The sequence below is a fragment of the Brevibacterium oceani genome (assembly GCF_013623835.1).
GTDB lineage: Bacteria > Actinomycetota > Actinomycetes > Actinomycetales > Brevibacteriaceae > Brevibacterium > Brevibacterium oceani.
In genome coordinates this window covers 85,612-101,035 of the sequence record NZ_JABKDE010000008.1, presented here as the reverse complement: position 1 = coordinate 101,035, position 15,424 = coordinate 85,612, and the positions used below count along the sequence as shown (strand labels likewise).

The 15,424-nt window shown below is 66.4% G+C and carries 12 protein-coding genes; 8 read left to right on the top strand and 4 right to left on the bottom strand.

All coding sequences use genetic code 11. From position 1 onward, the window contains the following. Positions 1-101: 101 nt before the first annotated feature. Positions 102-725: a 4a-hydroxytetrahydrobiopterin dehydratase gene (locus tag HK401_RS16695; RefSeq protein ID WP_181275790.1), complete on the top strand. Its 624-nt coding sequence runs from the start codon at positions 102-104 to the stop codon at positions 723-725. A gap of 68 nt (positions 726-793) precedes the next feature. On the opposite strand, the gene HK401_RS16690 is transcribed toward HK401_RS16695, so the two are convergent. After that, a complete protein-coding gene (locus HK401_RS16690) occupies positions 794-2,119 on the bottom strand; it encodes an ATP-binding protein (protein ID WP_181275789.1) in 1,326 nt (441 codons plus the stop codon). 239 nt (positions 2,120-2,358) lie between these two features. On the opposite strand from HK401_RS16690, the gene dapA reads away from it, so the two are divergent. The 4 genes from dapA (at position 2,359) to HK401_RS16670 (ending at position 8,414) form a co-directional block, all read left to right on the top strand. Continuing rightward, the gene (gene dapA, locus HK401_RS16685; protein WP_181275788.1) at positions 2,359-3,282 is read left to right on the top strand and encodes a 4-hydroxy-tetrahydrodipicolinate synthase; all 924 of its coding nucleotides are present in this window, start codon (positions 2,359-2,361) and stop codon (positions 3,280-3,282) included. 34 nt (positions 3,283-3,316) lie between these two features. Next, positions 3,317-4,963, top strand: coding sequence for a ribonuclease J (locus HK401_RS16680; protein ID WP_181275893.1), 1,647 nt, complete (start codon positions 3,317-3,319; stop codon positions 4,961-4,963). Between the two features lie 471 nt (positions 4,964-5,434). Beyond that, complete coding sequence (gene aceB, locus HK401_RS16675; RefSeq protein WP_181275787.1) at positions 5,435-7,039, top strand: malate synthase A; 1,605 nt, start codon at positions 5,435-5,437, stop codon at positions 7,037-7,039. A 160-nt stretch (positions 7,040-7,199) separates the two neighbouring features. After that, on the top strand, positions 7,200-8,414 hold the full coding sequence (locus HK401_RS16670) for an FAD-binding oxidoreductase (RefSeq protein WP_181275786.1): 1,215 nt from the start codon (positions 7,200-7,202) through the stop codon (positions 8,412-8,414). Between the two features lie 76 nt (positions 8,415-8,490). On the opposite strand, the gene HK401_RS16665 is transcribed toward HK401_RS16670, so the two are convergent. Both HK401_RS16665 and HK401_RS16660 read right to left on the bottom strand, forming a co-directional pair. Continuing rightward, complete coding sequence (locus HK401_RS16665; RefSeq protein ID WP_181275785.1) at positions 8,491-8,952, bottom strand: universal stress protein; 462 nt, start codon at positions 8,950-8,952, stop codon at positions 8,491-8,493. 13 nt (positions 8,953-8,965) lie between these two features. After that, complete coding sequence (locus tag HK401_RS16660; RefSeq protein ID WP_181275784.1) at positions 8,966-10,477, bottom strand: CitMHS family transporter; 1,512 nt, start codon at positions 10,475-10,477, stop codon at positions 8,966-8,968. A 143-nt stretch (positions 10,478-10,620) separates the two neighbouring features. Between HK401_RS16660 and HK401_RS16655 the strand changes: the two genes are divergently transcribed. Together HK401_RS16655 and HK401_RS16650 are read left to right on the top strand one after the other, a co-directional pair. Next, complete coding sequence (locus HK401_RS16655) at positions 10,621-12,408, top strand: ATP-binding protein (RefSeq protein WP_181275783.1); 1,788 nt, start codon at positions 10,621-10,623, stop codon at positions 12,406-12,408. Next, the gene (locus tag HK401_RS16650; RefSeq protein ID WP_181275782.1) at positions 12,408-13,064 is read left to right on the top strand and encodes a response regulator; all 657 of its coding nucleotides are present in this window, start codon (positions 12,408-12,410) and stop codon (positions 13,062-13,064) included. Before HK401_RS16655 ends, HK401_RS16650 begins: the two co-directional genes overlap by 1 nt. 141 nt (positions 13,065-13,205) lie before the next feature. On the opposite strand, the gene HK401_RS16645 is transcribed toward HK401_RS16650, so the two are convergent. Beyond that, a complete protein-coding gene (locus tag HK401_RS16645; RefSeq protein ID WP_373563661.1) occupies positions 13,206-14,558 on the bottom strand; it encodes an MFS transporter in 1,353 nt (450 codons plus the stop codon). A gap of 130 nt (positions 14,559-14,688) precedes the next feature. Here HK401_RS16645 and HK401_RS16640 point away from each other — a divergent pair, with 130 nt between their 5' ends. Next, entirely contained in the window at positions 14,689-15,306 is a 618-nt protein-coding gene (locus HK401_RS16640; RefSeq protein ID WP_181275780.1) for an ArsR/SmtB family transcription factor, read from the top strand. The last annotated feature ends 118 nt before the right edge of the window (positions 15,307-15,424 follow it).

Genomic DNA, 15,424 nt, shown 5'->3' with positions numbered 1-15,424 from the left:
ACCCGTCAGACATCAGGGCGGCTTGATATGTATCCCTATTGTCGACCTGGTCGGGTCCGATTAGAGTGAGCTGAAACTGTGCGACGAGGGGGTAACACGGTATGGGTTCATCGGACGCACTCAGCAGCGCACAGATCAACGCGGCAGGACTGAGCGACTGGCGACAGCTGGCCGGACCGATTCGCGCACGCTTCCTCACCGCGAACTTCGCCGAAGCGCTGGAATTCGCCGGAGCTGTCGGGGAGGCGTCGGAGCGAGCCGGCCTCGCGCCCGAGATCACGCTGACCGCTTCCAACGTTGTCGTCACCCTGAGCAGCGAAGCCGGACGAGGGGTCAGTCGCGACGATCTCGACCTTGCTCGCGCCATCAGCGAACTCGCCGCCGAACAGGAGCTTCATGCCGAACCAGCGAGCCTGCAGCAGGCGGAATTCGCTCTCAACACGACCTCGGGAGCCCGGGTGGCAGGATTCTACGCGGCCCTCCTCGATGCCGAATTCGACAGGGTCCATGCCAACGGGGGCCTCGTCGACCCGACCGGGCAGGTGAACACAGGGCTGTGGTGGCAAGAGCCGCGGACGGACAGCCGCTTCCCACTGCCCGCAACTGAGATTCCGCAACGCTGGCACCTCGACGTCTGGGTCGGCCACGACGAGGTCAAGAAACGGATCGGCTCCGCTCGCGCCGCCGGCGGACGACTCGTCAGCGACGCAGCCGCACCATCATAGTGGGTGCTCGACGACCCTGATGGCAATCGAGTCTGCATCTGCGCACCGATAATCGAAGGCTAGACCCCTCACAGCCTTGCGATGGTCTCCACATCTTCGCCGAATTCCCGGGCCGTCTCCTCGGACACCGTCGCCCGGGTCGCACGCAGCGCCTCGAGGTAGTCATTGGTCGAGAGCACATCCGTGCGCGACGCAATGTCGACCTGCTGCTGACGTAGTGCCGACGCCAGCGCCTCCTGCGAGGCACGCCGGGCGGCATATTCGATATCGGCCGGGGTCAGCCCGTCACTGGCATCGACAAGCACCGGGAGATCGACAGCAGAGACCGTGTGCTCGGGGATGTAGCGCGACCAGATCGCCTCCCTGGCCGTGGCATCGGGCAGCCCGATGGGAATGACATAGTCGAAGCGACCGTGGCGGAGGAACGCCGCATCGAGGGCGCGCACGAAGTTCGTCGCACAGATGAGCAGCCTGCCCTCCCGATCCCGGAACTCCGCGACCTGCTTGAGCAGCTCGTTCGTCACCCCCTGCGTCGGCGACGGCGGCTCACCCCCGCGCTTTGATGCGATCTCCTCGACCTCGTCGATGAACACGACCGCATGCTCGAGTTCGTTGATCTGCTCGAACGTCGACCGCAGCCCCGCGGCCACACCGCCGGGCTCCCCGGACAGACGCGAGGGGAAGACCTCGACGAACGGCCAGTCCAGACGTGAGGCCACCGCCTTCGCGAACGTCGTCTTCCCCGTCCCCGGAGGGCCGAAGAGCATCACCGCCCGAGGCGGGACGACCCCGAAATGATCCGCCAGATCAGGTTCGGCCAAAGGCACGACGAGGCGGTCCTCGAGCATGTCCTTCTCCTCCTGCATCCCGCTGACCGAATCCCACAGGTGCCGCGGCAGCACCCGACCTCCCACCGCCTTGAGCCGATCGAGCTCCCGACGTTGGACAGGCAGGTGCCGCTCGACGTACTCCAGCTCCGGCCGGGCTTCGAACCCGTTGCCCAGCAGGGCGGCGAACGCCGAGGTGGAGCCCGGCACGAGCATCGACAGCTTGCCCAACCCCAGCGGCATGAGACGGCGTTCGAGAGCATCGAGCAGCCCCGCCTCGGCGCGGGTGCCCTGCTCCGGATCATCGCGCACGGAGTCGAGCACGTGGAAGAACACGATCGCCCCCTGTCCGTGCGCGGCCCGGCCCACGGCAGCACCGACGATCTCCTCGTCCCGGACGGCGACGACGGCCTGATTGCGTTGACAGGAGGCAAGGACCTCGGACAGCGGATACAAGGCAGGGGCGGGAACAGAACCGGTCATGGCCTCCTGCTCGGCCGCCTCGACGAGGCGGATGATCCCGTCGAGATCGTCATCGTGGAAATCGCGGATGCGGGTGCGGGTCATCGAAAGCTCCTTCGGTGGCGGGCAGGCTCCCAGCGTAGACGATTTCGGACCACCACCTGTGATCTGTCTCTCATCATGCCAGGAGCACGGCCGCCTCGGCGGGGGGAGGGCCGAAGCGTGAGCGCGGGGGACCGGGCGGGAAACCCTGGCCACATACGCTGGAGAGGGGAGGCGAACATCATCCGCAACGCGGATGGGCCACTGCACGGCCCGGCGGGTGTGGGCGGTATCCTGGGGGCATGGCGATTCTCGGTGACCAGGCAGCAGCGACTGCCATTGATGCGTTCGGTACCGTCGGCACGGCAATGGTGACGCCGTTCAAGCGTGACGGCAGCATCGACTATCCGGCCGTCGAGAAGGTGGCGAACCACCTCGTCGAACTCGGAAACGACATGCTCGTCGTCTCCGGCACCACAGGAGAATCACCGACGACGACCGACGATGAGAAGATCGAACTCCTCCGCGTCGTCCGCGGAGTCATCGGCAACCGCGCGAAGATCATCGCCGGCACCGGCAACAACGTCACCGCGCACACCATCGACCTCTCGCAGCGCTCCGCGGCCGCGGGAGCCGACGGCATCCTCATCGTCACTCCCTACTATTCGAAGCCGACCCAGCCGGCGATCGAAGCGCATATGCGCGCCGCCGCGGACTCGACCGACCTGCCGGTGATGCTCTACGACATTCCCGGCCGCGCCGGTGCCCCGATCATCACCGACACGCTGCTGCGGCTGTCCGACCACCCGAACATTCTCGCGGTCAAGGACGCCAAGGGCGACCTCTTCGCCTCCTCGTTCGTGATGAACAACTCGTCGCTGGTCTACTACTCCGGCGAGGACGCACTCAACCTGCCGCTGCTCTCCCTCGGCGCGCTCGGCCTCGTGTCCGTGGCCGGACACGTCTGCTCCGACCGCTTCGCCCAGATGGTCCGAGCAGTGGCGAACAACGACCTCAACACCGCACGCATCCTCTCCCGCGACACCGCGGACGTCGTGGATGCGCTCATGAACCACATGCCGGGAGTGATCTCGGCGAAGGCCGCATTGCAGGCCCAAGGAATACTCGACAACCGCGACGTGCGCATGCCGCTGCTCCCAGCTGATGAGGAGCAGGTGGCATTCGTCGCCGCCCAATTGACCAGGAGTGGTTACCTCAGTGAATAATGCATTGACCCAAGAACTGTCCCGTCCGCCGAAGATGGACAAGGAAGCCGTTCGCATCGTCGCGCTCGGCGGACTCGGCGAGGTCGGGCGCAATATGACCGTGTTCGAATACCACGGCAAACTCCTCATCGTCGACTGCGGCGTCCTCTTCCCCGAAGAGGACCAGCCCGGCGTCGACCTCATCCTTCCCGACTTCTCGTACCTCGACGATCGCCTCGACGACATCGTCGGCCTCGTGCTCACCCACGGCCACGAAGACCACATCGGTGCCGTGCCCTACCTGCTGCGCCGCAAAGGTGATATTCCGATCCTCGGCTCGAAGCTGACGATCGCCCTCATCGAGGCCAAGCTCAAGGAACACCGGATCAAGCCGATCACGCGCGTGGTGCGTGAGGACGATCTCGACCAGCTCGGTCCCTTCGACCTCGAGTTCGTCGCCGTCAACCACTCGATCCCCGACGCCCTGGCCGTGTTCATCCGCACCGGCGCCGGCAATATCCTCCACACCGGCGACTTCAAGATGGACCAGCTGCCGCTCGACGGCCGGATCACGGACCTGCGTGCCTTCGCCCGCCTCGGCGAAGAGGGCGTGGACCTGTTCATGACGGACTCGACGAACGCCGAGGTCCCCGGCTTCACCGCGCTGGAGAAGGACATCGGGCCCGTGCTCGAGAACCTCTTCGGCACCGCCGAACGCCGCATCATCGTCGCCTCCTTCTCCTCCCACGTCCACCGCGTCCAGCAGGTGCTCAACGCGGCCAACGCCCACGGCCGCAAGGTCGCCCTCGTCGGCCGCTCCATGGTGCGGAACATGAAGATCGCCGAAGACCTCGGCTACCTCAACGTGCCGCAGGGGTCGATCATCGACATCAAGAAGGTCGACGACTACCCCGAGGACCAGATCGTCCTCATGTGCACCGGTTCGCAGGGAGAGCCGATGGCCGCCCTGTCGCGGATGGCCAACCGCAACCACCGCGTCGAGGTCGGCGACGGCGACACCGTCATCCTCGCCTCCTCGCTCATCCCCGGCAACGAGAACTCCGTGTTCAAGGTCATCAACGGCCTGATGCGCCTCGGCGCCCGCGTGATCTCGAAGGCTGATGCGAAGATCCACGTCTCCGGTCATGCCTCCGGCGGCGAGCTGCTCTACTGCTACAACATCGTCAAGCCGCGCGGAGTCATGCCCGTCCACGGCGAATGGCGCCACCTGCTGGCCAACGGCCGTCACGCCGAGGCGACCGGCGTCGATCCGGACAACATCGTGCTTGCCGATGACGGCTGGGTCGTCGACCTCAAGGACGGTCACGCCGAGGTCGTTGGCGCCGTCGACTGCAACTACGTCTTCGTCGACGGATCGTCGGTCGGTGAGATCACCGAGGCCGACCTCAAGGACCGCCTCGTGCTGTCCGGTGAGGGCTTCGTGACGATCTTCATGGCCGTGAACTCGCAGACGAAGTCGCTCATCGCCGGCCCCGAGATCCACGCCCGCGGTGTCGCCGAATCCGACGACGTCTTCGACTCGATCGTGCCGAAGGTGAAGAAGGCCGTCGAGGATGCCCTCCGTGACGGCACCACCGACCAGTACCAGCTCCAGCAGGTCGTGCGCCGCACCATCGGCCGCTGGGTGTCCTCGAAGCTGCGTCGCAAGCCGATGATCGTCCCGATGGTCGTCATCGTCTGAGGTTCAGAGTTTCTGAGTCCCTGAACTGCTGCGTGTCGCAGCGCGGAACGATCCCGCGCGAGCGCCGATGCATTTACAGCTCGGTGAACCTGCACTAGCTTGGTCCCTGCACCAAGCCCGTGCAGGTTCACCGAGCTGTTGGCGTTTCCGGGGCTGGTCCCGGTGCGACACGTGTCTCCTGCGGGTGGATCCGCCTCGATGTCTCGCTGATTTCCGCGGTGGATCCACCCGCAGGAGACATCCTCGGTCTGAGCAGCCCGCACCCCGACGGCCACCACGTTCGACATGCCGTCTCGAATCCGGGATAGGGTTTGACGAGACGTTCATCACCTCATAGTCTTTCGTCGTGTGAACAAACATTTTCACGATGTGGAAGTTCGCAGGCCAAACCCCGTTGACCAGCGAACACGGACGCACCAGTTGGTGCGGACAAGGACGCAGCACTGCGGTGCTGACTAAGGAGAACCAGCGATGACCGCTCATATCGAAAACCTGGACATCCCCGCCGGGATGGAGATCACCGGTGAGCTGCCGGACGGGGCTGAGAAGGTCCTCACCCCGCGAGCTCTCGAGCTCATCGTCGAACTGCACCGGAAGCTCAACGGCGAGAGGCTCAATCGCCTCGAAGCACGCAAGGTCCGTCAGGCAGAGATCGCCGCCGGCGCCGACCTCGACTTCCTCGAAGAGACCGCCGACATCCGCAACGATCCGACATGGCAGGTCGCACCCCCGGCTCCCGGCCTCGAGGACCGCCGAGTGGAGATGACCGGGCCGACGTACAAGAAGATGACGATCAACGCCCTGAACTCGGGGGCGAAGGTGTGGCTGGCCGACCAGGAGGACGCGAACACTCCGCAGTGGGATTCGGTCATTCAGGGTCAGCTCAATCTGCTCGACTCGCTCAACCGCGAGATCGACTTCACCTCGCCCGAGGGCAAGTCCTACACTCTGGCCCCGGATGAGGAGCTGCCGACCATCGTCGTCCGCCCCCGCGGCTGGCACATGCCGGAGAAGCACATCCTCATCGACGGTGAGGAGACCTCAGGCTCGCTCGTCGACTTCGCCCTGTACTTCTCCACTGCCGGGCAGCTCCAGATCGAAAAGGGCAAAGGGCCCTACTTCTACCTGCCGAAGATGGAATCCCACCTCGAAGCGCGCCTGTGGAACCAGGCCTTTGAGCTCGCTGAGGACACCTTCGGTCTCGACCGCGGAACCATCCGGGCCACTGTGCTCATCGAGACCTACCCGGCCGCATTCGAGATGGAGGAGATCCTCTACGAACTGCGCGAGCACTCCGCCGGACTCAACGCCGGTCGCTGGGACTACATCTTCTCGGTGATCAAGAACTTCCGCGCCCGTGGCTCGGACTACCTGCTGCCGGACCGTTCGGACGTGACCATGACCGTTCCGTTCATGGACGCCTACACCGAACTGCTCGTGCGCACCTGCCACAAGCGCGGCGCGCACGCGATCGGCGGCATGTCCGCGTTCATCCCGTCGAAGGACGAGGCCGAGAACAAGGCCGCCTTCGACAAGGTGCGCGAGGACAAGTCCCGTGAAGCAGGCAAGGGCTTCGACGGTTCGTGGGTCGCCCACCCGGGCATGGTCGCCCTGTGCAAGGAGGTCTTCACCGAGACCCTGGGTGAGAACGCCAACCAGATCGAGAACAAGCGCGAGGACGTCAAGGTCTCCGCCGCGGACCTCCTCAACGTCAAGGCCACCCCCGGTGCGATGACGGAGAAGGGCCTGCGGACGAACGTCAACGTCGGCATCCAGTACCTGCGCGCCTGGCTCGAAGGCAACGGCGCGGTCGCCATCCACGGGCTGATGGAGGACGCCGCGACCGCGGAGATCTCACGCTCGCAGGTGTGGCAGTGGCTCGATGCCGGAGTCGAACTCGACACCGGTGAGACGGTCACGAAGGACCTCGTCGAGCGCATCGTCGCCGAGGAGGTCGCCAAGCTGCCCGGTGACGAAGCCGATTGGAAGGACGCCACCGACACCTTCGTCTCGGTCGCGATCGCTCCCGACTACGTCGACTTCCTCACCCTGCCGGCCTACGCCCGCATGCCCTGACCTGCAAACGGTGACCACACCGAACGCCCCCGAAATCTGTGCCGTGCGCACCGATTCGGGGGCGTTCTTCGCTAAGCTCTAACCACACGTTCATCGGGCGGAACGCACCCCGACCCGCGGAAGTGACGTGCCGACGACGGGTGGATACACGGAGGTGGGGATGAGCCGGACCACAGACGAACTGCCGCGACTGGCCAGTCCCGACAGCATCGCCGAGCTTTCCGAGCTCATGGCCCGCGCCCATGCCGAGAACCGCACCGTCGCCGTCTTCGGCGGCGGCACCGCCTTCGACGACAATCCTCCGGCAGCGACCCCCGGGCTGCTCATCGATATGACCGGCCTCGCCGAGGTGGCCGATCACGCCGAGGTGACCGATCGTTCCCAGACGCGCGGCCGTTCCGTGCCCGCCGACCGTTCCGTGTCAGAGGGAACCCTGCGTGCCGGCGCGGGAGCGAAGATCAGCGCGCTCGAACGCCTCGCCGCCGCCTCCGGGCAGGAGATCCTTCCCGACCTGCCGGTCGACCGGATCGAGGCCGGAGCCAGCCTCGGCGGGATGATCGCCACGTCTGCGACCGGTCCGCGGCACCTGCACCGTCCCCGCCTGTCCGAGTCCGTGGCCGCGGTGACGACCGTCGGCGCCGACGGCACGATCGCCCGCACTGCTGAAGGACTCTCACCGGCCCTGACCGGCCGTGACCTGCCCGACCTGATGGCAGGGTCGTGGGGCACGCGCGCGATCATCGTCGAGGCCGAAATCCGCCTGACCGCCCGGCCCGAAACCCAAGGATTCGTCTGGATCCCCGGCGCCGAGGCGGCCGCCGACCTCCTCGCGGCCCGTCACGTCCCGGATGCGGTCGTCATCGAACGCCCGCCCGAAGCGCCGGCCGCGACCGTCGCCCTCATCGAAGGGGAGACGGCACAGGTCGAGTCCGAGGTGGGCCGCCTCGTCGAGGCTGTCCCCGGTGCCACCGCCTGTGCGCGTCCGGAGTGGTGGGGCAGGCGGGCGGGGGTGCCTGTGACGATCGGTGTGTCGATCGCTCCGGACTTCCTGCCCGACCTGCTCGAGACGACCGCCCGGCTCGAGGACGCGATCGGCTATCCGCTGCAGCTGCGGGGGAGTGCTGTGGGGCGGTTCGAACTCGGCGTCGGAGCACCGGAGACCGAACCGGGAGTGGCGACCAGAGTGGTGCTCGAACACCTGCGTTCCTTCGGCCTGCACCGCGTCGCCGCGCGGCTGGTCCATGCGCCGGCCACCGTGTGGGACGGCGTCGACGCATGGGGTCCGCTGCCGGGCATGCAGGGCCTGCAGGAACTCAAGAACGACTGCGACGCGCGCGGTATCCTCTCACCCGGACGCGGCCTCGGCGGGATCTGAGCCCTACGCCGTACTCCACGCGCCGCCGTACTCCACCCGGAGGCGGGATCTGACCTCTACTTCACCAGCAGCCCCTCTACTTGACCAGCAGCACGGGGCACTCGGCCTCGAGGATGACCTGCTGCGCGCTCGAGCCCAGCAGCAGCTTGACCACGGGGGAGCGGCGTTTGGTCGACATGACGATGAGCCTTGCGTCGTGGTCCTCGGCCAGGGCGAGGATCTGTTCGGCGGGATCGGATCCGGCTCGCTGGACCTCGAACTCGACCCCCGCCTCGGCGAGGGCCTCACCCAACCGGGTGCACTCGGCCAGAGGCGATACCGACAGAGCGGTCGTCGTATCGGTTCCGAACACGACCGCGCGCAGGCAAGCCTCCTCGCGGTGAGCGGCCGCCAGCGCGTGGTCGAGCACCGCGGGTGAGGCATCGGCGCGCATGGCCAGGACCACGGTCGCCGCGGCGGAATCGACGCCCGGAGAGGCCGTGACCCGCAGGTTCGGGGTGGGGAAGCGGGGGTGCGGGGTCGAATACAGGTCAGTCATGGCAGGTCTCCGTTCAGCCGATTCCGATGACGCCGATGGCGACACCCACGGCGAGCATGACGAGGGCGACGATGAGCGCCCGCCACAGCACCTTCTTGTGGTGGTCGCCGAGCTCGACGCCGGACAGGGACACGAGCAGCAGGATCGCGGGCACGAGCGGCGACTGCATGTGCACCGGCTGGCCGGTGATCGAGGCGCGGGCCATATCGGCGGCGGAGATGCCGAAGTGGGCGGCGGTCTCGGTGAGCACGGGCAGGATGCCGAAGTAGAAGGCGTCGTTGCTCATGAAGAACGTCATCGGGATCGACAGCAGGCCGGTGATGACGGCCATGTAGGGTCCCATCGAGTTCGGGATGACCTCGACGAGCCATTCGGCCATCGCATCGACCATTCCGGTGCCGGACATGATGCCGGTGAGCACGCCCGCGGCCATGACCATCGCGACGACGGAGATGATCGCAGTGGCGTGACTGGCCAGCTCGGCCTGCTGATCCTTCATCTTCGGGAAGTTGACCATGAGAGCGATGACCGAGGCGATCATGAACAGGTACGGCAGCGGCAGGATGTCGGCGATGAGCAGGACCATCACGGCCACCGTCAGGCCGAGGTTGAACCAGAACAGCTTCGGTCGCAGGGTCGCCCGGTTCGGGTCGAGGGCCGTGTTCGTCAGGCCCGTCCCGGAGCCCGATTCGGAGTCGGATTCTGAGTCGAGCGCGGATCCGTCGGATCCGGTCGCCGAGGCGGCCGTGCCGATCCCGTCACCGTGGCCTCCCGGGGTGGTTCCATTGCCAGTCGCGGTTCCGGTTGCCGAGGCACCCGCGGTCGCACCGTGGGCCGAGGAGCCGGCGACGGCGCCGACGAGGTCCTTACGCGGGTTCGAGCCGCGCCCCTCGACCCAGGCGACACCGTTCTTGGTCAGGCGACGGCGCTCGGAGATGCCGAGCAGGTACGCGAAGATGAGGCACACGAGCAGTCCGGCGATGAGGGAAGGCACCATCGGGGCGAAGATCTCGTTGGCATCGATCTGCAGCGCCGAGGAGGCTCGCGCCGTCGGTCCGCCCCACGGGACGATGTTGAGGGTGCCGTTGATGAGGCCGGCCACGCAGGTGAGCACGATCGGCGACATCTCGAGGCGCTGGTAGATCGGCAGCATGGCTGCGGTGACGACGATGAAGGTCGTCGATCCGTCACCGTCGAGGGAGACCGCGCCGGTGAGCAGCGCGGTGCCGAGGACGACCTTGACCGGGTCATTGCCGGCGACCTTGAGGATGAAGTCGACGAGCTTGTCGAAGAGGCCGACGTCGATCATGATGCCGAAGTAGATGATGGCGAAGAGCAGCAGCGCCGCCGTCGACGACATCGAGGCGATCGCGTCCATGACCATCTCCCCGATGCCCAGGCCGGCCCCGGCGAAGAGGCCGAAGATGGTGGGCACGAGGATGAGTGCGAGGATCGGTGAGAGTCGCTTGGTCATGATGAGCGTCATGAAGACGATGATCATGGCGAAACCGAGAATGACGAGCACGGGCTTCTCCTTCGAAGACGAATGTGAGGCTCGAAACACCGTAGGGCCCAGATCACGCACCGCGCGCGTTTGTGCGCACTGATGGCGTTTAGATCGTTGACCACCTTTTGCGCATTGCGCTCAAACGCGGCTACGCTTGCGGCGTGTCCCGCCCCCGACGATCGTTCTCCCGCCGTGTGCTGATCTCTCAGCTCGCGCTCGTCGTCGTCATCCTCGCACTCGTCACCGGCGTGTTCGCCTGGTTGGGCTCGCGCACCGTCACCGAGGTGACCGAGACCAAAGCACTGGCGACTGCCCGCACCCTGGCGATCGATCCGAATGTGCGAGCCGCCGCGACGAAGGCCTCGGCCGAACATGCCGATGAGCCCGACGAGCAGATCGTGGAGTCGATGCTGCAGATCACCGATGACCTGCGGGCCCGATCGGGCATCAGCTTCGCGGTCATCACCGACGACCGCGGCATCCGGCTCACCCACCCCGACCGGTCGAAGATCGGTCACCGCGTCTCCACCTCGCCGGAGGAGGCCCTGGCCGGGCGGGAGAACATCTCGCATGAGTCGGGAACACTTGGGGAGACGGTGCGGGCGAAGGTCCCGATCTACTCGACCGCCGATGACGAGACCGTCGTCGGTGAGGTCTCCGTGGGCATCTACGCCTCCGTGCTCGATGCCGATCTGCGTCGCGAGCTGCTCCTGCTGGGTACCGTCGCGGTGCTCGCGCTGGCGCTCGGCGGTGTCGTCTCGGTGATGCTCGGGCGCAGGCTGCGGCGCGAGACTCTCGGCGTCGGCCCCGAAGAGCTTGCCGAGATGGCCCGCGACCAGGGAGCCGTCCTCCACGGCCTCGACGACGGAGTGCTGGGCTTCAGTGCCGACGGCACCCTGACCCTGAGCAACTCGAACGCGAAGGAGCTGCTCGGTGCGGCCGACGGTCAGGACCGGGCCGACGCGAAGGACCGGGCCGACGTGAAAGTCAAGGCCGCCTCGGCGAGGGAATTCGACGACGACATCGACGTGCCTGAGGACATTGATGTGCCCGACGAGATCACCACGATGATGGCCGATGTCCCGGCCGAAGGCGCGCTGCGGCGGCGGATCACGATCGGCGAGCGGATCCTGCTCGCCACGGCCGTACGCGTCCAACGCGACGGGGTGTCCGTCGGCGGGGTCGTGACCCTGCGCGATGAGACGCAGATGCTGACGATGGCCCGCCAGCTCGAGTCCGTCACCGCGATGGCTCGGGCCCTGCGCACTCAGCGCCACGAATTCGCCAACAGGCTGCACACCGTGCTCGGGCTCGTCGACACCGGCGCCACCGACGAAGCCCACACCTATCTGTCGTCGATCCTCGGCACCGGGCCGATCGCGACCCCCGTCGAGGACATCGATCTCGTCTCCGACCCGTACCTGCGTGCCGTCCTCGAGGCGAAGGGAACGACGGCCGCCGAGGCGGGGGTGACCCTGTCCGTGGCCCCGGATTCCCTGGCCGTGGGCACCGTCCGCGACCCCGAGGCGGTCACACTCATCCTCGGCAACCTCATCGACAACGCCGTCCGCGCGGCCGTCGCGGGTCGGGGGAGTGCGGGTGCACGCGTCGTGGTGCAGCTGCTCAGCTCGGGACGCGAACTCCACGCGGTCGTCACCGACACGGGCGACGGGGTCGACGCGGACGTGGCGGAGAAGATCTTCGATGAGGGATTCTCGACGGCGGAGGCCGCCTCGGCGCCGGATTTCGGGATCGGACTGACCACGGGAACCGGGACCGGGGACGGCCACGGACTGGGCATCGGTCTCGCGCTCAGCCGCCGGGTCGCGGAGAAGGGCGGGGGCCGGGTGTGGCTCATCGACGGTCACGACCCCGACCTCGGCGGGGCGAGCTTCGGCATGGTCCTGCCCGATGCACTTGAGGAATTTCAGCAAGATGAGGAGAGTTGATGGTCAACGTTCTCGTGCTCGATGACGACTTCTTCGTGGGGCAGATCCACGCCCGCTACGTCGACGAGGTGCCCGGCTTCTCCGCGCTCGAACCGGTGCGGGATCTGGCGACGGCCAGGGAGGTCATCGCCGACCAGGACGTCGACCTGATCCTCGCGGACTACGTGCTGCCCGAAGGCACCGGGCTCGAACTCATCCGTGAGACGGACATCGATGCGATCGTGCTCTCGGCGGTGACGGACCCGCAGGTCGTGCGGGCGTCCCTGCGGGCCGGGGCGATGACGTACATCGTCAAACCATTCGCCGCCGAGGTGCTGCAGAACTTCCTGCGTCGCTATACCCGATTCCGCCGGTACTGGGAGCGGGAGAAGGTCGGGCAGGCCGATCTGGAGCGGCAGCTGCGCAACCTCTACGATGCTTCGGCCGCCGGTGGGTCCGGTGCGAGCCCGGCCGGATCCTCGACGACGAGTCGGATCCTTGCCGCACTTGAGGAGGCGCACGGTCCGATGACTGCCCTCGAAGTCGCCGAGGCGGTCGGGGCCTCCCGCGCGACCGCACAGCGCCACCTGGCGAAACTCGCCGAGGCTCGGACCATCACCGTGTCCCTGCAGTACGGGTCGACGGGGCGGCCCGAGCATCTCTACGCCACGAAGTGAGCGGGCGTCGGTGCCGACGCTGCGCTGCCACCGCTGGCCCGTTTCGCTCACAGCTTGGTGAACCTGCAGCAGCTTGGTCCCTGCACCGAGCTGTTGCAGGTTCACCAAGCTGATGACGAAATGTCGGCGGTCTCCGAGGCGTCAGTCCGGCGGGTCATTCGCGCTGAGCAGGTCGAGTTCACGCGGTAGCTCCCGCATTCGCAGCAACGGGGAGACAAGCAAGGGCAGCGCTCCGAGAAGTGAGCACGCGGCGAGAATCCACATCGTCGAGGTCACGCCCAGCCGGTCGCCGAAGACTCCGGCGAGGAAGGCACCAAGCGGCATCGGACCCCACACGAGGAAGCGGATCGAGGCGTTCATCCGCCCGAGCAGCGGTTTCGGGCACATGCGTTGCCGGAAGCTGACCTGAGCGATGTTGTATACGACGACGGCCCAGGTGACGATGAACCAGCTGATGAGCAGGGTCGGAAGTGCGGGCAGCACGGATGCGAGCGGCACACCGAAGAAGCAGGTCCCGGCGATCGCCGCCGACACGGCGATGCTTGTGCCTTCGCCGATGAACTTCTGCACCCAGGCGGCCGAGAGTGCACCGAAGATGCCGCCGGCCGAAGCGACGGACATGACGATGCCTAGCTCGACCTGGTTGAGTCCGAGCGTGGTAAGCGCGTAGAGGACAAGGAGGGCAAAGACACCCGAGGACGCGAAGTTCGTCAGGCCTGTGCAGGCGGTGATGCGTCGCAGAAGAGGGTGGCCGAGGACGAAGCTGAGGCCCTCGCGGATTTCGGAGACGAAACCGGCGCGGGTGTCTGTCGGCTGAGGTGTCTCCCGGTGACGGATGAGTCCGACGAAGAGGCTGGACAGTCCCATGCAGATACTTGTCAGCCCCACAGTCAGCGGGGCGCCGATGGCGGTGACGAGCCCCGACGCAAACGTCGGGCCGGCGACTCTCGCGGTCTGTTGGCTGGCCTGGAGTTTGCCGTTGCCGTCGGAGATCGCATCACCGTCGACGAGTTCGGGCAGATAGGACTGGTTGGCGATGTCGAAGAAGACGGTGACGATGCCGACTCCGGCGGCGACGAGGTAGAGCTGAGTCATGCTCAACGTATCGAATGCCCAGGCCAAGGGGATGGTCAGGAGAATCGCGGCGCGGATGATGTCGCCGGAGACGATGACGAGCTTCTTCGGCAGCCGGTCGACCCATGCGCCGGCGGGCAGGCTGATGAAGAGGAAGGCCGCGGATTCCAGGGTTGCGAGGACGCCCATCTCGAATGCGTCGGCATCGAGGAGCTGCACGGCGATGAGGGGGAGGGCGAAGAGCATGAGCTGGGAGCCGAACACGGAGACGGTGTCACCAGCCCAGAGCTTCATGAAATCGAGGTGTCTCCACAACGATGTGCTCTTCGGCTGTTGCGCTGGATCGGCCTGCTGCGAAGGCTGCGCTTCGCGTGCTGAAGTTTCCGGTTCGCGAGGCGGTGGTGAATCAGCTGGAGCCATGGCTCTTCCTCGAGTTCGATGGTCAGTGATTGAGGAGTATCAATCAGTAATCTTCCATGAGCGATTGAGGGAAGTCAATCACTTCGGGTGATTTGATTGACTTCTTTCGATCACTCGCTAGCGTTGAAGCATGAATGATGACACTCCCGCAGCGGCTTCTCTGGCCAGAGCTGTTGAACGCCGGGATGCCACCGAAGCCGAGGCAAAGGCCCTGGCCTCGAGCGTCCGGATCCGAATCCTCCGGCTGTGTCTCGATGAGGCGCTGAGCAATAGGGAGATCGCCGAGGCGGCCGGACTCAACCCGGCGACCTCGCTCCATCATGTCCGCATGCTCGCCGACACCGGATTCCTCGAGGCGCAGGAGGTCCGGCGGGGCAGACGTGGGGCCAGGGAGATTCCCTATCTGGCGACGGGCAAGAGCTGGTTCCTCAATGCCGGCGACATGACGCACCAGCTGCTCGAGGCCTTCACCGCCGAGTTCACCGCCGCGCCCTATGAAGAGCGGACGATGGGACGGATGGCCGCGATGCTCACGCCGGATGAGGTCGACGAGTTCCGTGCGCGCATCGACGAACTCTTCGAGGAGTTCCGGTCGCGTCGGAAGAAGGACGGGGCAACTCAGTGGGGACTGTTCATCGCCATGCACCCGAGCTCGCCCGCGACCAGTTCGGATCGGTCATGTGCTGACGAGTCGAAAGCAGGTAATGGGGAGTCGGTGCACACTACGGAGCCTGATCGACTCCACTAGGGCCGCGACCGGAGGGGAGGATGAGGCGCGACCGGAGGGGAGGCCGAGGCGCGCCCGGTAATGACGCACCGTGCACGACGCAGGGAAGGGTTTCCCACGCGCACCACGCGCACCACGC